Source organism: Lentzea miocenica, assembly GCF_033949945.1.
Lineage (GTDB): Bacteria > Actinomycetota > Actinomycetes > Mycobacteriales > Pseudonocardiaceae > Lentzea > Lentzea miocenica.
Map to the genome: position 1 here is coordinate 40472 of NZ_JAXAVW010000009.1, position 18383 is coordinate 58854.

General features: G+C 68.8%; 15 protein-coding genes. 5 read left to right on the forward strand and 10 right to left on the reverse strand.

The window, feature by feature from the left end; genetic code table 11:
* Positions 1-3 precede the first annotated feature (3 nt).
* The 3 genes from SK803_RS12615 to SK803_RS12625 form a co-directional block, all read right to left on the reverse strand.
* Positions 4-1806 carry a DUF4407 domain-containing protein gene (locus SK803_RS12615; RefSeq protein WP_319966128.1) on the reverse strand — a complete coding sequence of 601 codons (1803 nt, stop codon included), beginning with the start codon at positions 1804-1806 and terminating at the stop codon, positions 4-6.
* Entirely contained in the window at positions 1803-3197 is a 1395-nt protein-coding gene (locus SK803_RS12620) for a hypothetical protein (protein WP_319966129.1), read from the reverse strand. The genes SK803_RS12615 and SK803_RS12620 overlap by 4 nt, the downstream gene beginning before the upstream one ends.
* Before the next feature lie 416 nt (positions 3198-3613).
* Complete coding sequence (locus SK803_RS12625) at positions 3614-4096, reverse strand: MarR family winged helix-turn-helix transcriptional regulator (RefSeq protein WP_319966130.1); 483 nt, start codon at positions 4094-4096, stop codon at positions 3614-3616.
* Between the two features lie 64 nt (positions 4097-4160).
* On the opposite strand from SK803_RS12625, the gene SK803_RS12630 reads away from it, so the two are divergent.
* From SK803_RS12630 to SK803_RS12640, 3 genes are all read left to right on the forward strand, one after another.
* On the forward strand, positions 4161-5609 hold the full coding sequence (locus tag SK803_RS12630; protein ID WP_319966131.1) for an LLM class flavin-dependent oxidoreductase: 1449 nt from the start codon (positions 4161-4163) through the stop codon (positions 5607-5609).
* 71 nt (positions 5610-5680) lie between these two features.
* Entirely contained in the window at positions 5681-6142 is a 462-nt protein-coding gene (locus SK803_RS12635) for a hypothetical protein (RefSeq protein ID WP_319966132.1), read from the forward strand.
* 52 nt (positions 6143-6194) lie between these two features.
* The gene (locus SK803_RS12640; RefSeq protein WP_319966133.1) at positions 6195-6683 is read left to right on the forward strand and encodes a hypothetical protein; all 489 of its coding nucleotides are present in this window, start codon (positions 6195-6197) and stop codon (positions 6681-6683) included.
* On the opposite strand, the gene SK803_RS12645 is transcribed toward SK803_RS12640, so the two are convergent.
* Genes SK803_RS12645 through SK803_RS12655 form a run of 3 tightly spaced genes read right to left on the reverse strand, consistent with a single transcriptional unit; the run spans position 6680 to position 10828 of the window.
* Complete coding sequence (locus SK803_RS12645; RefSeq protein ID WP_319966134.1) at positions 6680-8764, reverse strand: M6 family metalloprotease domain-containing protein; 2085 nt, start codon at positions 8762-8764, stop codon at positions 6680-6682. The genes SK803_RS12640 and SK803_RS12645 overlap by 4 nt on opposite strands.
* Positions 8765-8819: 55 nt before the next feature.
* Entirely contained in the window at positions 8820-10166 is a 1347-nt protein-coding gene (locus tag SK803_RS12650) for a HAMP domain-containing sensor histidine kinase (protein ID WP_319966135.1), read from the reverse strand.
* Positions 10163-10828 (reverse strand): response regulator transcription factor, encoded by a 666-nt coding sequence (locus tag SK803_RS12655; RefSeq protein WP_319966136.1) that lies wholly within the window; start codon positions 10826-10828, stop codon positions 10163-10165. Before SK803_RS12655 ends, SK803_RS12650 begins: the two co-directional genes overlap by 4 nt.
* 151 nt (positions 10829-10979) lie before the next feature.
* Between SK803_RS12655 and SK803_RS12660 the strand changes: the two genes are divergently transcribed.
* Both SK803_RS12660 and SK803_RS12665 read left to right on the forward strand, forming a co-directional pair.
* The gene (locus tag SK803_RS12660) at positions 10980-12197 is read left to right on the forward strand and encodes a bifunctional glycosyltransferase family 2/GtrA family protein (protein WP_319966137.1); all 1218 of its coding nucleotides are present in this window, start codon (positions 10980-10982) and stop codon (positions 12195-12197) included.
* Positions 12194-14191, forward strand: a complete 1998-nt coding sequence (locus SK803_RS12665) for an ArnT family glycosyltransferase (RefSeq protein ID WP_319966138.1) — start codon at positions 12194-12196, stop codon at positions 14189-14191. The genes SK803_RS12660 and SK803_RS12665 overlap by 4 nt, the downstream gene beginning before the upstream one ends.
* Positions 14192-14195: 4 nt before the next feature.
* On the opposite strand, the gene SK803_RS12670 is transcribed toward SK803_RS12665, so the two are convergent.
* The 4 genes from SK803_RS12670 to SK803_RS12685 are packed head-to-tail and all read right to left on the reverse strand — an operon-like array spanning position 14196 to position 18347.
* A complete protein-coding gene (locus SK803_RS12670; protein ID WP_319966139.1) occupies positions 14196-14600 on the reverse strand; it encodes a hypothetical protein in 405 nt (134 codons plus the stop codon).
* Between the two features lie 15 nt (positions 14601-14615).
* A complete protein-coding gene (locus SK803_RS12675) occupies positions 14616-15419 on the reverse strand; it encodes a hypothetical protein (protein WP_319966140.1) in 804 nt (267 codons plus the stop codon).
* 11 nt (positions 15420-15430) lie between these two features.
* Complete coding sequence (locus SK803_RS12680; protein WP_319966141.1) at positions 15431-15568, reverse strand: hypothetical protein; 138 nt, start codon at positions 15566-15568, stop codon at positions 15431-15433.
* A gap of 10 nt (positions 15569-15578) precedes the next feature.
* Positions 15579-18347 carry an SdrD B-like domain-containing protein gene (locus SK803_RS12685; protein WP_319966142.1) on the reverse strand — a complete coding sequence of 923 codons (2769 nt, stop codon included), beginning with the start codon at positions 18345-18347 and terminating at the stop codon, positions 15579-15581.
* Positions 18348-18383 lie beyond the last annotated feature (36 nt).

Below are 18383 nucleotides of genomic sequence, written 5' to 3' on the forward strand. Positions count from 1 at the left end.
CTGTCAGGGGTTGGGGTTTTGGGTGGGGGTGTGGTTCGAACCGTTGACGTAGCGGGGAATCGGCGTGGTGGCGCTCGGGTCACCGCTGATCGGGGTGTGGTGCGAGGTGCCGGCGGGGCTGTGCGACGGGTGCACGACCTGGTGGCCGATCGCCGAACCGCTGCTCGCGGGGGCGCCACCGGCGGGGGCACCGGTTGGGGGGACACCGCCTGCGTGACCATTGCTCGTGGGGCCACCGTTTGCGTGCCTACCGCTCGCGGGAGCAGCACCCGCATGACCGCCGCCCGCATGGCCACCGTTTGTGTGCCAGCCGCCGGCGGGACCAGCAACTGCGTGGCCAGCGCTCGCAGCACCAGCACCTGCGTGCCCACCCGTTGCGTGACCACCACTCGCATGACCGGCGCGCCCAGGACCACCACTCGCCTGGCCACCACCCGCCTGGCCGCCCATCGCCTGGCCGCCCATCATCGGACCGCTGTTCGCGGGACCGTGCCGGTGCGCGACGTTCGCCTTGTACCAGTCGTCGAGGGCCTCGTCCGCCCGCAGCTGCGCGAGCTCGCTCCACACCTTGATCGAGCTCATCGCGATCTTCAGCTGCTCGTCGGCGACCGCCTGCGAGGTCTGCGCCTGCATCGCCGCGTGGCTGGTCAGGCGGTGTTCCTCCTCGTCGAACTTGTGTTTCGCCTGCAGCAGCGCGATGTCGCGGTCCCGGTCGGCCCACGCCTCGTCGTCGACGTCGGCGCCCTCGTCGGCCCGGCGGAGGAGGCTGTCGTACAGCGTTTCCTTGCCGAACAGGCTGAGCAGCTTGACGATCACCGGCAGCAGCTCGATGCACAGGAACAGCAGGAACAGCATGAAGTCCGCCTTGCCGCCGCTGTCGCGGTTGGCGGTGATGCGGTCGAGCGCTTCCAGTCTGGCGAGCAGGCCCGTGTCGCCGGCCGCGGCCTCGAATCCCTGCTGGCGCAGGCTTTCCGCCTGTTTGCGCAGCACTTCGAGTTCGGCCTGCACGCCGGGGAGGCGCTGGGTCGCGGCGTTGCTGGCGGTGGACGATCCGTCGGCGATGCGCTTGTCGACGCGGGCGGTGGTGGCCGACAGGTCCTCGGCCGCCTTGTCGCGTTTGCCGCGGGCCTCGTCCGCGACGGCCTTCTTCTGGCGGTAGGCCTCGCCGTCGCCTTCCTTGCCGGTGCCGCAGCTGCCGTCGAACTCGCACTGCGCCAGGCGGCTCGCCTCCTGGTAGACCTTCTCCGCGTTGTCGAGCGTCGTCTTCGCCGCCTTGACGTCCGGGTCGTCGGCGGCCGTGGTGACGGCGCGGCCGGAGAGGATCTCCAGCAGACGCTTCTCCTCGGTCTCCAGTTCCCCGATCTTCTTCAGCGCCTCGTCGGTCTTGGCCTGGGTGCGCTGGATCGACTCGACCTGCATCACGACGAGCTCGTTGTGGATCTCCGGCTCGAAGATCTTCAGCACCAGCGGGATGGAGATCACCGTGCCGATGACGATCGCGAGTCCGAGACGGGGCAGCGCGACGAGGAAGTTGAGCAGCTTGCCGTTGCCGCGGGTCATCGTCACGACGAGCATGCGGTCGAGGTTGAAGATGATGACGCCCCAGCCGAGTGCGGCCGGTAGCGCGATCGCGAGCGGCAGGTCGAGCTGCGAGGTCATCGCGAAGTAGGCGGACACCACGGCGACGGCCGCGGTGCTCAGCAGCACGCCGCCCATCGTGGCGTGCTTGACCACGTCGCCCGGCGCCTTCTGGAGGATGTCGGCTCGGGCTCCCGACACACGCGCGAGCCAGCGCGTCACGCTCATCGTCCTGACTCCTCATCGAACTCGTATCGCGGGGCGTCGGCGAAGAAGCTGCCGAGGTCGATCGGGAACTGCGCCACGCCGGTGTCCGGGATCGAGGGCCACTCGAACACCTTCGGGTCCGGTAGTCGCACGTCCACGCGCGGCGGGGGAATCCCGATGACGGGCAACGGCGGCAGCACGCCGATCCCGGCCGGAGCCGGCACGTCGACCTGCAACGGCGGCAGGTCGGGGATCGGGACCGGAAGTGGTGTCAGGACAGGCGGCTCGATCACGTCCACCGGACCGGCCGACCGGTGGTCGGTGCCCAGCGCGTTGATCGCCGACACCTCGACGACCGCGGCCTCGCGCGGTGCGATGGCGGTCGACCCGCGGCTCCGCGCACCCTGGGTCTTGACGACCTCGGTGCTTCCGGGGCCGGCGGAGATCCGGATCTCGGTGGCCTCGAACGCCTCCCACTCGACGAGCACCGACTGTCCTTTGAGGACGATCGTGCGATCGAGGGAGACGTCGCCCACCCGCGGCGGCGCGATCGGCTCGCCGAGCATGCGGCGCAGGTACACCTCCCACTCGCGAGCGAGCGGACGGCTGCCGAGATCCGCACCCAGCGCACGGCGCAGCATCGCGACGCCCTGCGAGTCGAGCACCCCGCCGATCGCGCCGGGATCCGTGTTCACCGATGTGCCGGCCCCCGGCGTGAGGCAGCGCAGCACGAACAGCCCCAGCTTGTAGAGGTCGCTGGCACGGCTGAGCAGTTCGTCCTCCGGCGGAACCCAGTCCGGCGCGTTGAGCTGCTTCACCGCGGCCTTCGCACCCTTGGCCCGCACGCCGTCGCAGTCCAGGAACATCACCATCGGGGTGTCGTCCAGCCGGAAGAGCTCGTTCATCGCGTTGATGTCCCCGAACACCACTTCCAGCGTGTCGTGCATGAGCGCCAGCACGCCCGCGAAGTCCCGGCAGATCCGCATGCGCTGCTCTTCGTCCGGCGTCGGCCTGCCCAGTTCGGCAGCCCGGTCCGGCGGGATGAACAGGTTCTGCACCTCGCGCAGGACGTGCTTCTTCTTGCCGGTGCCGCGCAGGGTGATCTCGTCGAAGTACGCCGACGGGATCTTGGGCATGACGATGCCCAGCGCCTGGCCGTTCTCCTCCACCACCCGGACGGGCCACACGGTGACGGCGTCGAGCCGCTTGCGCAGGGGCAGGTCGAGGTCGTTGCGGGTGGCGACGATCTTCCGCAGGCTCCCCAGTTCGCCATGCGGTTCGCGGTACTTCTTGTAGACCAGTTCGCCCGCCACGTCCGGCAGCTTCAGCTCCGGAAGCTCGGTCACGACCGCCTGGCCGCCCTTGCCGAGCTGACGACCAAGTCTGCCGAGGTCACCAGGTGCAATGGACATGGTGATGCCAGACGAGGATTTCTCCACGTTTGCCTCTCTTAGTTACGGGATGACGACATTTGGCGGGCAGGCAATGGACACCGGGAAAGGTAAACTGACGACAACCGCAGGTGCGGCCGATAGTGCGGTTTGACCACCATCTGTCAACTGCCGGGTCGTCCTCCTCAGCTGTCACGCCTCGGAACTGCGCTGGCCAGAGGCGCTATGCGTGGTCAATCGGCGCTCAGGCGCCAGCCGTTACGGCCCGAACCACATCGTTTTCAGGCCAAGACCAGTCCAAAGTTGACAAAAGCTGGACACATTCGCGGCAGCCAAAAAGAGACCCCCACGTTTCGATTCAGGGGTCGCCACTATCCCGACAGAGTCGCATTAGTGCCGGTCAGAGCGCATGTTTACATAAAATTGCGCAGGCAACTTCAGGGCGTGCTCGCGGCGATGTCCTGAACGGCCTGACAGGCGCTCGGCACCGGGTCCAGTTCGTTGACGTGCCCGGCCAGCCTGCACAGCAACGTCTTGAACGTCTCCCGGTCGCCCTTCGGCAACCCGGACAGCACGTGCGCCTCGGCGTGCGCGAGCTTGCGGTCGAGTTCGACGAGGTGTGCGCGGCCGGTTTCGGTCGCCACGACCAGGCGGGTCCGGCGGTCGGCAGGGGCGGGCTTGCGGGTGACGAGGTCCGCGCGTTCGAGGTCGTCGATCAGGTAGGTCATGACCGTGCGGTCGATGCCGAGCTGCTGGCAGAGCGCGGACTGACTTTCCGGCTGGTCACGGGTGGCGGCGGTGAGGATCTGGTAGCCGCGGTGACCGCCGGGCAGGTCGCCCACGGCGGCGTTCGTGGCCTTGACGTAGGCGCGGAAGACCACGCCGAGGGTCCAGCCGAAGTCGTCGTCCAGGGCGGTCACCCGGCCAATGATAGCCCTCACAGAACGTCTGTCAAGCAGAATATCTGCGTGGCATACTTTCGGCATGACAGATTATGGCCACCCGCTCGAGTTCGGGGTGTTCCTGCCGCCCGCGGCCGACCGGTTCGACACGACGCTTCGGCTCGCGCAGGCCGCTGACGTGCTCGGACTGGAGCTCGTCAGCATCCAGGACCACCCGTACAACGCGACGCACCTCGACACCTGGACGTCGTTGTCGGTCATCGCCGCGTCCACCACCAACGTCCGTGTGTTCCCCAACGTTGCGAACCTGCCCCTGAGGCCGCCGGCTGTTCTTGCGCGCGCGGCGGCGAGTCTCGACGTCATCACCGGTGGGCGCGTGGAGCTCGGACTTGGTGCTGGTGCGTTCTGGGACGCCATCGCCGCCATGGACGGGCCGCACCGCACGCCGGCCGAATCGGTGGAGGCGCTGGAAGAGGCGATCGACGTCATCCGCGCGTTGTGGACGCCTGGGCGTGGAGTGCGGTTGCAGGGCAAGCACTACTCGCTCAGCGGCGCGAAGCCCGGCCCGTTCCCCGCGCACGACATCGGGATCTGGCTCGGCGCGTACAAGCCGCGGATGCTGCGGCTGATCGGGCGCAAGGCCGACGGATGGCTGCCGTCGAGCCCCTACGCGCCGCCGGAGCAACTCGGGCAGATGAACGCGGTCATCGACGAGGCGGCGCAGGAGGCCGGGCGGTCTCCCAAGGACATCCGCAGGCTTTACAACATCACGGGCGAGTTCAGCGCCGAGCAGCTCGCGGAACTGGCTCTGCACAACGGAATGAGCGGCTTCATCCTCATGGCCGAGACCGACGACGACGTGCGCGGGTTCGCCGAGGAGACCGCACCGGCCGTGCGCGAGCTCGTGGCGAAGGAACGCGCGCAACCGGACCGGCTCGGGATCGCGCCGACGCCGGACGACGGCAGCCGGCTGTCGGACGTGCGGGTGTGGGACGAGGCGAAGCGCCCAAAAGGCCCGGCGCCTGAGGCGGATGCCGTTTACACCGCGTCGGGCAAATCGCTGAGCCGGCAGCTCATCGGCGTGCACGACCACCTGCGGGACGAGCTGACCAAGATCCGCGGTGTGGTCCGGCGGGTCGCGGACGGCGTGATCGACGTCGGCGCCGCGCGGTCCGAGATCAACACGATGACCATGCGTCAGAACAACTGGGCGATGGGCGCGTACTGCGAGACCTACTGCCGGCTCGTCACCCTCCACCACACGCACGAGGACCGGAGCCTCTATCCGCAGCTGCGCGAGGGAGACGGGCGGCTCGGGCCGGTGCTGGACCGGTTGACCGAGGAACACCAGGTCATCCACGAGGTGCTGGAACGCCTGGACGCCGCGCTGGTGGCCACGGTCGCCGAACCGAAGCGGATCGCCGAGGTGCAGGAGGCGGTCGACCTGCTGACGGACACGTTGCTGTCGCATCTGTCCTATGAGGAACGCGAGCTGGTGGAACCGATAGCACGCATTCCGTACCACTACTGAGTTACCACTACGGAGTGCACCTGGGCGTGTGCTGTAGAGCCGGACCCGCGATTGCCAACAGACTGGGGTGCGTGGACACCAGGAAACGAGTCGATCCGGTCCGGCGAGGACGCACGATCCTGGGCGCCTCGCTGGTGGTCACAGCCGTTGCGGCGGGCACCAGAGCCTCTGTGGGGTTCAGCAACACCACGGAGGTCGAGCAGGCGATCCGCGCGAAGGACGGGCTGGACATCACGGTCGGGCTGCACGCCGGGCTGACGTGGGGCTGGCTGGTGTTCGCGGTGCTGACCGGCGTGGCCGCGGTTCCGCTGCTCGTCAACGGGACGGGCCGGACGTTCGCGGCCGGAGTCTGTTACGCGCTCGGGATGCCGTTGCTGCTGTTCGGCATCGGTGTGCCCGCACCGGTTTCCTCGGTCAGGACGCTGACGTGGGTGGCGTGCGCCGCCGTGCTGCTGCTGGCCGGTTTCGTGATGCTGACCTCTGGACCTGTTGCACCGCAACCACAACGCCGCAGGTCCGTGCGCGCTCGCTGAAATTCCTCCATTCCGGACACTTGGGCGGCGCGTCCCTGGCATGGTGTTCGCCATGATCGAGACTGCCCGCCTGGCCGGGTTCTTCGCCGCCCACGGAGTGTGGTGCGTGTCAGAGGGAGAGACGCTGGTTCCGCTGCTCGGGTACGAGCACGCTGACGGCGAGTACGGCATGAACCGGATGATGTTCGACGACTACGCGGAAGGTGCCCGCGCCGGGCAGGACGCGTTGGAGGACGGCGATCCCAGCTGGGTGGGCGCCGTGCTCGTGGCCGACGGCTACATCCACCTGGACCAGGGCAAGACCGACGCGTTGATCGTCGAGGCCGTCCAGTACGGCCCGTACCGGCAGACGATGCAGCTCGCCGTTCCTTATCGACCGGCGCAGGACGAGCGCGGGTTCGCGGTGCACAAGCCCAAGTTCATGAACGCGGACTGCGACGACCCGGCGTTCGACGCGGTGGCCGAGGCGTTCTTCGTCGGTGCCGCGTCCCACACCGAAGCTCATGCGGTGTGGGACGCGCACCTGGACGAATCCGTCTAACGGCCGGTCACCGTGCAGGTGGCGGTCGCGGACCTGCCGGGGTTGCTCTCCGAGACGGCCGTCAGCGTCACCTTCGACATGACCGGCCCACCGGTGCGCTGGGCGTGCACCGGAACGTCGACCTTGCCGCCGAACTTGGCCGTGGCCAGCGCGTTGGGCACCGAGACGGTCCAGCCGTTCTCCGCCTTGGCCGTCACGCGGTACACGTCACCGTCGAGGTACTGGTCGACGGGCTCCGGGTGCTGTCCTCCCGGCGGCGCGGTGCGGCCGGTGTTGGTCAGCGGGAAGCGGCACGTCGCGACACCGTCCGCACCGGCACGGGCGGCGGTCGGGGTGACCCGCACGCCGCGCTGCTGCGGGCCGGCGCCGTCCAGCGACCGGATCGCCACCGTGTAGGACAGCACGCCGCGCGAATCCCGTTGCAGGTCCAGGACGTAGAAGTGCAGCCGGTTGGCCTGGTCGACGAACTCGTACTCGCTGCCCGAGTTCGTGCCCGCGTGGAACAGGGCGTCGGACAGCTGGCGGTAGTCGCCGATCGTGATCGGGACCCTGGTGCCGTCGGGCAGGACGTAGTCGGTCATGCCGATGTCCTGCGGGTTGGCGTCGACGACCCAGGTGAACGGTGCGGCGTCGACGTTCTTGGTCTTGGCCAGCAGCACGCCCGCGTCCGGGGTGAACGAGTCGGCGCCCATCCGGTCGACGACTTCGAGCGTGTAGTTGTTGTAGCCACCGCCGTCGCAGAACGGGTTGGTGGCGACGTTGCAGGCAGGGGTCTTGTCGCCGGTGCCCATGGCGAGGTTGATGCCCGTCAGGCCGGTCGAACCGGGATTCACCTCCCGAGCGGTGATCTTCGCGATCACCGTGCCGGAGCCGGCCAGCGCCTCGCGCGACAGCCGCAGGACGTTCTTCTCGTCGACGATGCCGAGCTTGATCTTGTTGCGCAACGTCTGCTGGGCGCCGAGCGACCCGCCGCCGGTGGCCGGGATGGTCCAGCGCGAGTGCGGGCCGCCGGGGCCGTTGAACGAACCGCGCGACAGCATGTCCCACGGACCGCTGTAGTCACGGCGTGGCGGGCTGCCGTACGGGTTGTTGTAGTTGTCGCCGATGCCGAGGATGTGGCTCAGCTCGTGCGCGTACACGCCCTGGCCGGAACTCTCGGCCTGCGTTGACGAACCGCCGCCCGCGTTGGGCCAGATCGACGAGCCCGCCGCCCACGAGGTCCAGTCGACGTACCGGGTGTTCGACCAGTTCGGCAGGGCCGGGTCGGGCGGGCCGAAGGCGTCGGTCACGTCCTCCTTGGTCCGGAACTTCATCATCCCGAACTCCTGCCACGTGCCGGACTCGTCCTGGCCGGCCGACAGGTAGTAGATGAAGTCGTAGCCCGCCGGCACTTCCGCGCCGACGTCCGCCACCCACGCGGCCCGGCCGTCGGTGCGGATGTTGCGGTTGCAGGAGTCCCCGGCAGGACAAGCGGTGCCGCCCTGGAACTCCATGGCGTACTCGTGGTCCTTGCCCGGCATCGTGTACGGGCCGAACGCCTTCAGCTCGACGCCGTAGCGCCCGCCGGAGGTCTCCATCCAGTACTCGTGCACGGTGTGGCCGCGGTTGAGGCCGTTCGGCTTGTTGAGGAAGTCCTGGTAGAACTGCCCGACCTGGGCGCGCGGCACGTTGCTCGCCTCGGCGCTCGGGTTGCCGAACACCGTGGAGTTCTTGGCCTGCGTCACGACGAACGGCTGGTTCGGGTAGTCCAGAAGCACCAGCGCGCCCTTGAAGTTGCGCACCGATCCCTTGACCGCGGGGTCGGCCCAGCTGGTGCCGGGAATCTTCTTGTAGTCCCGTTCCCACGTCATGTGGTCGGGGTTGACCCAGTTCTGCGGGTCGACGGGGCCGGGGAACCCGTTCTGCGCGAGCACGCGGGCGGTGTCCCTCGACTGCTGCCACGGCTGCTGCTGCGGCCAGTGGTTGTACTGCCAGTGGTTCGTCGGCTCATCAGGGGCTGCGGCGGAGTTGCCGGCGGTGAACATCGCGACCGAGAGGAACGCGGTGATCAGCAGGGCAGGGCGCCGGTGTCTGCGGTCCATACCACCACCGTGGTGTAGAGCCACCCGTGCGAACCACCCGTCGATCGTCTGCCAGTCAACGGAATTCGGGCAGATCGACGCGAACGGACGCACCTCGCGGCCTCGGCACGAACCGCACCGAGCCGCCGTGCACCGCCACGATGTCCGCCACGATCGCCAGCCCCAGACCCGATCCGGGCAGGCCACGGGCGTCGGGCGCGCGCCAGAACCGTTCGAACGCCGACTGCCGGTGCTCGAACGGCAGGCCGGGGCCCTCGTCGCTGACGGTGAGCCAGCCAGGCCGGGAGCGGACGGTGATGGTGGAGCTCGCCGGGGAGAACTTCACGGCGTTGTCCAGCAGGTTGAGCACGCTGCGTTCCAGCGCGCCCGCGTCGCCCACGATCGTCCAGCCGGCGCGGTCGACGTCGAAGACGTGGTCGTGGGCACGGCTGCGGGCGCGTTTGACGGCACGGTCGATCACGGCGGACACGTCGACGGGCTCGCTGGCCAGTTCACGGTCGTCGCGCGCGAGCACGACCAGTTCGGTGACCAGGTCGCTGAACTCCTGGCTCTGAGCCTGCAGGCGGCCCAGCACCTCGGCGCGCTGCGGCAACTGGCGGCCCGTCTGCTCCGCACGGACCAGCAGGTCGATGTTGGTGCGCAACGAGGTCAACGGCGTGCGCAGCTCGTGGGCGGCGTCGTTGACCAGATTTCGTTGACGGCGGCGGGATTCGGCCAGGGCCGCGGTCATCGACGTGAAGGCGCGGCCGAGACGCCCCACCTCGTCCTGGCCCGAGACGGTGACCGGGGTGGTGAGGTCCTCGGTGCGCGCGATGTGTTCGGCGGTCCCGGTCAGGCGTTCCATCGGGGCCAGGGCACGGCGGGTCAGCCACGACCCGCCCGCCGCGACGATCAGCGCGCCGAGAACCGACACGCCCAGCAGGACCCCGGCGAGCGTGTTCAGGGTGGTGTCGATCTCCGCCGTGCTGCGGCTGAGGATCAGCACGTCGCCGTTGTCGAGCGGCTGAAGGAGAACGCGTGCCTCTGCGCCGGACTCGGTCACGCCGTCCCGCAGCGTCTGTGCGGTCACGAAGTCGTCCGCGCTGGTCACGACCGGGTCGATGCCGGAAGGCGCGCAGGTGGAGCCGTCGCGGGCGAGCGTCTGGATGCCCTGGATCACCTGTTGCAGGCCTTCGTTGGGCAGGCCCTCGTCGCAGATCAGCTTGAACCCGCGCCGCTCCCCCGGCTCCGGTGGCCGGTCGATCCGCGGCGGCAGGCTGGCCTGCAACGACTTGTCGAGCTGCGAACGCAGGTTGTGCTCGGTGGCGAGCCAGGTGACGACGCTGATCCCCGCGATCGCGACCGCGACCACGCAGGCGGTGATCAAGGCGAGCTTGCCGCGCAACAGCACCGGGCCCTTCACGGCGACTCGCGCAGGATGAAACCCATGCCGCGCACGGTGTGCAGCAGGCGAGGGCGGCCGCCGGCCTCGGTCTTGCGGCGCAGGTAGCCGATGTACACGTCGAGCAGGTTGGTGCCCTGGTCCTGGCCCCACACCGCGTGTTTGAGGTGCTTCTTGGTCAGCAGCCGTTCGGGGTCGCCCAGGAACACGGCCAGCAGGTCGAACTCGGTCGGCGTGAGGTCGAGGCGCTCGCTGCCCCGCACGACCTCGTGCGCCTGCGGATCCATCCGCAGATCGGCGAACTGCAACGTCTGCGGTGAGGCGCGGCGCCGGTTCTGCTTGAGCAACGCCCGGACGCGGGCCAGGAGCTCTTCCAGCGCGAAGGGTTTGACCAGGTAGTCGTCGGCGCCGGCGTCCAGGCCGGTGACCTTGTCGCCGAGCGCGTCACGAGCGGTGAGCATCAGCACGGGCAGGCGCTCTCCCGCCGCGCGCAACCGGCGGCAGGCCTCTGAGCCGTCGACGTTCGGCATCATCAGGTCGAGAATGGCCAGGTCAGCGTGGTGCACGAGGGGCAGCGCCTCGGCACCGTCCGCGGCGGTGGTGACCTCGTAGCCCTCGAACTCCAGGCTGCGCCGCAGACTGTCCCGGACGTCCGGGTCGTCGTCCACCACGAGCAGTCGCATGCGAGCGACGGTAAGGCCCGAATCTGTGAGCCCGCTGTGCATCCGCGCTCTCACGATTCTCTCAGCAGAAGCCAAGGACGTTCTCACAACAACGTCAGCAGGCTCGGTTTCACAACGGTCACAGCTGTGTCCACAGTGGAACGGAGATGACATGGCGGTGAGCACCGCACAGGCCACGGGGACGGTGGACATCATGATCCCCGTCTACAACGAGGAACGCGCACTGCCCGGCTGCGTCGAGGTGCTGCACGAGTTCCTGAGCGAGCAGTTCCCGTTCGACTGGTCGATCGTGGTCGTGGACAACGCCAGCACCGACACGACCTTGGCGGTGGCCCAGGACCTGGCCGGGAAGTACGAGCGGGTGCGGGTGCACCACCTCGACCGCAAGGGGCGTGGGCTGGCGCTGAGAGAGTCGTGGGGTGCCAGCGAGGCGGCCGTCGTCGTCTACATGGACGTCGACCTCTCCACCGGGCTGGACGGACTGCTGCCACTGGTCGCACCACTGCTCAACGGGCACTCGGACCTCGCGATCGGCTCTCGGCTCGCGCCGGGTTCACGGACGGTTCGCGGGCCACGGCGAGAGCTGGTCTCACGCGCCTACAACGCGTTGATCCGGCTCACCCACGGCGCGAAGTTCAGCGACGCCCAGTGCGGGTTCAAGGCCGCCCGCACCGAGGTCGTCCGGCCGTTGCTCGGCCAGGCCCGCGACGAGGCGTGGTTCTTCGACACCGAACTGCTGCTCCTGGCCGAACACAACGGTTTGCGCGTGCACGAGGTGCCGGTCGACTGGGTCGAGGACGTGGACAGCCGGGTCGACGTGGTCAGCACGGCGATCGACGACATCAAGGGGTTGATCCGGGTGGCCCGAGCCAAGGCCAACGGCACAGCACTCGTCAACGGGCTGCCACGACGGCCGCAACCCAGAGCGATCCACCCCGACGCCGTGCTCAGCCGCAGCGAGGGCGGGCTGTCCTGGCAGATGCTGTCGTTCGCCGTGATCGGCGTGATCTCCACGCTCGCGAACCTGGCTCTGTACGGCGTCTTCCGGCTGTGGTGGCCGGTGCTGGGGGCGAACCTCGCCGCGCTGGTGATCACCACGCTCTTCAACACGGAGGCCAACCGCCGCTTCACCTTCACCGCCCGCAACACCACCCGCGGCAAGACACATCTGCAGGGCTTCGTGGTGTTCGGTCTCTACTACGCGTTCACATCGGCCGCGCTGCTCCTGCTGCACGCGGTCTCCGCCAACCCCTCCCGAGCGCTCGAACTGGTGGTGCTGCTCGGCTCGTCCGCCCTGGGCACCGCGGGGCGCTTCTTCCTGTTGCGGAGCTGGGTGTTCCGCCGGGACAACCGAAAGGACCAGGCATGACCGCCACTGCCGAAGTGGCAGCTCCGGCTGACGAACAGATCGACGCGCGGCCCGCCAGGTGGCCCGCGTGGGCACTCGTGGCGATCTGCGTGCTGGCCGGGACTCTGTACGTGTGGGCGATCGGCGCGGGCCAGGTCGGCAACTCGTACTACGCGGCCGCCGCGAAGTCGATGTCCGTGTCGTTCACCAACTTCCTGTTCGGCTCGTTCGACCCGGCCGGCGTGGTGACCGTCGACAAGCCGCCGATGTCGTTGTGGCCGCAGGCGATCGCCGTCTGGATGTTCGGGTTTCACGGCTGGGCGGTGTTGCTGCCGCAGGTGATCGAGGGCGTTGCCGCGGTGTTCCTGTTGCACCGCACCGTCCGGTTGTGGGCGGACGAGAAGGTCGCGCTGCTCGCGGCCCTGATCCTCGCGCTGACGCCGATCACCGTGGCGATCAACCGCGACAACAACCCGGACACGTTGCTGGTGCTGCTGCTCGTCGCGGCCGCCTACGCGTTCACGCGGTCCGTCCAGTCCACGGAGAGCCGACCGCGGACGAAGTGGTTGCTGTGGTGCGCTTTCTTCATCGGCTGCGGGTTCCTCACCAAGATGTTGCAGGCGTGGATCGTGGTGCCGGGCTTCGCGCTGGCCTACCTGGTGGGGTCGAGCGCGCCCGTGAAGCGACGGATTCTCGACCTGCTGGCCGCGGGTGCGGTGCTGGTCGCGTCGTCGTTCTGGTGGGTGGCGCTGCACGCGTGGTGGCCGGGTGCCAAGCCGTACATCGGCGGCAGCACGGACGGCGGCGCGTGGGACCTGATCATCGGCTACAACGGCCTGGGCAGGGTGTTCGGCGGTGACGGCAACCCCGGTGGGGCATCGTCCGGTCAGATGCCCGAGGGAGCTGAGTTCGCCGGGCGCGGAGGCATGTTCGGTGGACAGCCCGGCATCACGCGCATGTTCGACGCGTCGACCGGGGGGCAGATCTCCTGGCTGCTGCCGTTGTGCCTGCTGGTGCTCGTCGTGGTGGGGGTCGCGGGCGTGCTGCGGTGGCGGCGCAAGGTTCCCGGCAATCCCGCCGCGCGCGCGGGCTGGTTCATGTGGGGAAGCTGGCTGCTGGTCACAGCGCTGGTGTTCAGCCTCGCGCAGGGCATCTTCCACCCGTACTACACGACGATGCTCGCTCCTGCGGTCGCGGCGATCAGCGCTGCCGGACTGGTGATGTTCTGGCGTGCCAGTAGCTTCTTGCGCTTCCTGTTGCCGCTGGCGGTCGCGATCACCGCAGGGTGGGCGTACGTGCTGGTCTCGCGCGACACGTCGTTCCACGGATGGACCCGCTGGGCGGTGCTCGGGGTCGCGGCGGTGGCGGTCGTCGTGCTGCTGGCAGGACTTCGCCGGACCGGACTGGTCGCCGCGGTGGTGGCGGTACTGCTGACGCCTGCCGTGTGGTCGACCGCGACAGCTGCCACCGGAGGCGAGAACGGCGTGATGCCCGCTGCTGGGCCTGCCATGCGTGGAGGAGGCGGCTTCGAGATCTTCGGGAACGGTCAGCCACCCAACGGAATGCAGCCGCCGAACGGGCAACCCCAGAACCGTCCAAACCGCGGACCGGTGTTGGGCGGGCCCGGCGGGCCGGGCGGTGGCGAGCTCACCGACGAGCAGAAGCGAATCCTCAACTACGCCAAGGAACACAGTGGCGGTGCCGAGATCACCCTGGCGGTCGCCGGTTCAGCACAGGCGGCCTCGCCCTACATCATGCGCACCGACGAGGTGGTGATCGGCATGGGCGGGTTCTCCGGCTCGGACAACGCGCCGTCGGTCGACCAGCTGCAGCAGTGGGTCACCGACGGCAAGCTCAAGTTCGTGCTCGGCGGCGGTGACCGGATGGGTGGCGGCGGTCCTGGCGGCCGCGGCGACAACGGCCGCCAGGAGTGGATCACCCAGCACTGCTCCACAGTGGATCCGAGCGCCTACGGCGGCGGATCAACGCAGACGCTCATGGAGTGTCATGCGTGAGGCACTAGCACCGCTGGCTGCGGACGTGCGCGTCCTCGTGCGTGGAGATCTTGCGTGCGTAGCCGGCGGAGAGGGTGAAGTCGCTCCACACCCAGACGCCCGGCGGGGTCCACGCCGCGATGCGCCCGGAAGCGTTGCACGGCACCCAGAAGCCGTCCCAGTCCTGGTCGCGCGGCGTCTGCTGGCCGGGAGCCAGGTAGCGCCACTCGGTGCCGGGCGCCGGTCCGCTGGAGCCCCAGTCCTTGATGGCGTAGACGTAGACGCTGCTCTCGTTCATGACCGAGCCGCAGATCGCGGCGACGCAACCGCCCTGGATCTCGACGTCACCGGCCGGAGCGGCGTTCGCCATCCCGGCGGTCGACATCAGCGCCGCGGCGGCGAGCCCGAGTGCCGCAAGAGTTCGTTTCATAGCTTCCTCCCCTGGTCAGGGCACGAGTGCCCATGCCTGTTGTGCACTGGCTTTGCAGAACGCGAGCCAGCGGCTCTGCGTGGTGATGACGCCGTCGGAACCGGCGCGGGCGAGGGCGGCGGAGGAGTCGCGCTGGGTCTGCGGACCCCAGTCGCCGTCGATTCCCGTGGAATAGCCCCAGATGTACTGGCACGCGGCCTGGACGAAGTACGTCTGGGTGACCGAACCCGTGTTGTAGCTGGAGTCGCCGCTGCCCGAGATCGCGTTGTCGATGTGGGCGTGGTTGTGATGCTCGGCGTTGTCCAGGTACGAGATCACGTGCCGGAAGTGGTAGTGCAGTGACGCCATCGTGCCCCAGTAACGGATCCGCGCGGTGCGCAGTGCGTCGCCGGAGAGGCTCCTCCACTGGTCGTAGCGACCGTTGAAGGCGGTGAACGTCGCGCCCGTGTCACGGTTCGTGATGAGCATGCGCGCGAGGTCGAACGCGCGGCCCTCACCGTGCATGCCGGACTTGTTGACGTAGGCGCCGTACGAATAGATCTTGTGCGGCGCGGTCCAGTGGTACGGCGTCCAGTTGCGCCAGTGGACGTGCCAGGTCTCCAGACGGGAGTAGAAACCGGGCTCGTAGCGGAACGACGTCGCGGCGCCGTTCACCTCGTAGAAGGTCGGTTGCGAGTTGATCTCGCTCTGGGTGACCAGGGTCGCCGCGGAGGCGCTGCCGGTGCCGAGCAGAACCGCCGCTGAGCCCGCCACCCCTGCGGCGAGGATGCTCCGGCGCGACATGGATCCGTTCATGCCCAGCAGTGTTCTGCCGGGCATGAACGCGATCCCTAGTCCTGCGGCCAGTCTTCGGCCGCGGGAACGGTGACCGGCGTCTTCTCGACGCCGGTCGGTTCCTCGTGCTCCGCCTCGATCAGACCGAGCGCGCGATGCACCTGTTCCTCGCTGGCACCGAACATGAAGCACATGCCGTTGACGCTAGGCGCGCCCGCGGGCCTGGGCTTCTCGATTCCTGCTCGCTGTCCGCGCGCCAATGCCGAACGCCACCAGCAGCGCGCCGACCAGGCCGATCCCGAGCACCGAGACACCCGTCTTGGCCAGCACGACCTCGGCGGACAGCGGCGGCGCGGACGGCCGGGGTGCCGCAGCGCCAGGACCAGCGGGTTTGTCCGGCGCGGCAGGGGTCGGCGGCCACGGGTCCTTCGTCTCGTCCGGCACCAGGAGGATGTCCCGCGAGATCACCCGGTCGCCGACGACCTTGATGTCCCCCTGGGTCTCGTAGACGTACTTCCAGCGCCCCTCGATCGACGCTTTGTACGGCCCGGCGGGCACACGGGGCATCCTCACGACACCGTTCTCGTCCGGCACCGCCTCGGTGACGACCTCGTTGCTGAACCAGGCGCGCAGCACGAACCTGGCGCTCCGCACGCCCTCGCCGTCGTCGGCCTTGACGTTGTTGTTCTTGTCGTGGAAGAGCCGGACGTTCACCGAGCCGAACGCACCGGGCACGCTCGCCCAGGCCGTCGTTTCGGGAAGGTCGGACCGGCGAGCGGCGTCCGGGCCGAACCGGCAGCGCGCCTGCACCTCACCGAACTGCCGCGCCCCTTCCGGTACTTGCTCGACGACGGTGAACGTCCTGGTCTCACCGGCCCCGACGGTGGCGCCACCGGTCGCGAGATCGCCCCACTCCGGCCCGACGTCGAGATAGCTCTCGTCGTACCCGATGCAGGCGGCCGTGACGCCGCTGACCGGGCGGTCGCCGGTGTTGGTCAGCGCGACCGTGATCCTGGCGGACTCACCGGGCTGGTACGAGGACTTGTCGAAGGTCATCCTCGGTTGCAGCACCGCGCTGATCGACCGTTCGGCGCGCACCGTGAGATCGACTCCCTCCGGCGTCACGAGCACGGTGTTCACCGCCGGGTCGTCCGGCACCGTCCAGCCGTTGATCGTGTAGCGCAGGTACCAGCGGCCGGCCGGGGCGTCCTCGAACCGGAACCGGCCCTCGGCGTCCGTGGTGCGGGTGGCCCAGAGTCGCGGCAGGCTGCGGGAGATCCTGACCTCGGCCCCCGCCAGCGCCTCGCCGGGGTCCTGCACGCCGTTGTGGTTCGCGTCGCCGTACAGCACGCCCTGGACGTCACCGTCGACGAACGTGATCACGGTGCTGCCCGAGAACCAGTCGTCCTTGGTGTCGACGCGGCCCGTGTAGTCGAGGTAGTAGGAGAGCTTCAGCTCGTACGGCTCGCGCTGCCAGTCGCTGATGGGGCTCACCGCGACCACGGTCTTCGTCTCGCCGGGAGCGATGGTCAGGCCGGATGCGCTGGGGTCGATGGGGCCGTAGTCGGTCGGGTCCCAGATCGGGTTGCCGATCAGCTTCCACGGCAGGCGCACCTTCTGCGCGGTCTCCGCGCCGACGTTCGTGATCGTGAACTTCAGCCGCATGGTCTCGTACGACAGGTAGTTCGGTTTGTCGAACTCCAGCGTCGTCCGCAGCGACGCCTTGGACGTCGGCGCGGGCACCATCGTGTGAGTGGTGGTGGAACCCGGTTTGTAGACGTGCACGTCCAACGGTTCGCCGTACTTCGAGAACGCCCACGGCGGTGCCGACACCGCGTTGTACCTGCCGACGGTCACGTCCGAGAACACGACCTTGCCGTCGAGGCCGCTCTCGGCACTGGCCACCTCGGCGCCGGTCTCCTTGTCCAGCAAGGTGATCTTCGTGCCGCCGATCGCTCGGCCCTGCCCGTCGACGAGGTACATCGTCTTCGTGCCCTTGCCGCCGGTGACCTGCACGCGTTCGAGCACCCACACTCCGTAGTTGTCGGCGACGTTCTGCCCGAAGACGCACGAGAGCTCCGCCTCGCCGACGTCGCGGGCTCCCTCCGGCACGGCCTCGTCGATCACGATGACCCGCTGCTCGCCCGCCGCGAGCGTCACGCCGGCGCCGCGCAGGACGTCCCATCCCTGGCCGGTGCCCAGACTGCCCGGCTTGGGCGTCCGGTCACACACCCCTTCGAGATCGGTGATCGGGTAGTCGCCGGTGTTGGTGAGCGTGACCGTGATCCGGGCGGTGGCCGGGTAGGCGTAGGTCTTCTGGTCCAGCGTCAGCGTGGCCGTGAGGCGATTCATGAGCAGCCGCTCGGCCACCGCCGTCAGTTGCGCCGTCTTGTTCGCCTCGACGGCGACCTGCCTCCCGCCGGGCGGGAAGAGGACGGTCCAGCCGGTGGGCGGTTGGTAGTACAGGCCGTAGCCGCCGGTCGGGAGGTCGGTGAACTGGACTCGGCCGGACGTGTCGGTGAACTTGCTGTAGTGCCGCGCGGGGTCGTCCTTCGCCGTGATGGAGACCATCACGTCCTTCATCGCCTCGCCCTCGTCGAACGCGCCGTCGTGGTCGGCGTCGACGTAGACCAGGGCGTTGACGCCTCCGGTCTCGGCGACCTTCTCGACCTTGGCGGGCTGCTCAGCCGTTTTCGGCGGTTCGGCCGGTTTCGCCGGCTCGGTCGTCCGCGGTGGTTCAGCGGTCTTCGGTAGCTCGGTCGTCGGCGGCTCGGTGGTGACCGGAGGTGGCGTTTCCGATGCTGGCGGCGGTGTGGTGGTCTCCGCCGGTGGTGTGGCCGTTGTGGACACCGGAGCCGACGGATCGGCCTCCTGAGCCAACGCGGTGGCGGCGATACCGCCGAACGCGAGCACCGCGGCTGTGGTCAGCGCGCCGAATCTGAGCAGGGCGCGACCGACAGGTCTGCTGGACAAGGTGATCCCCCATGAATCAGTCTTCCCGTTGACCTC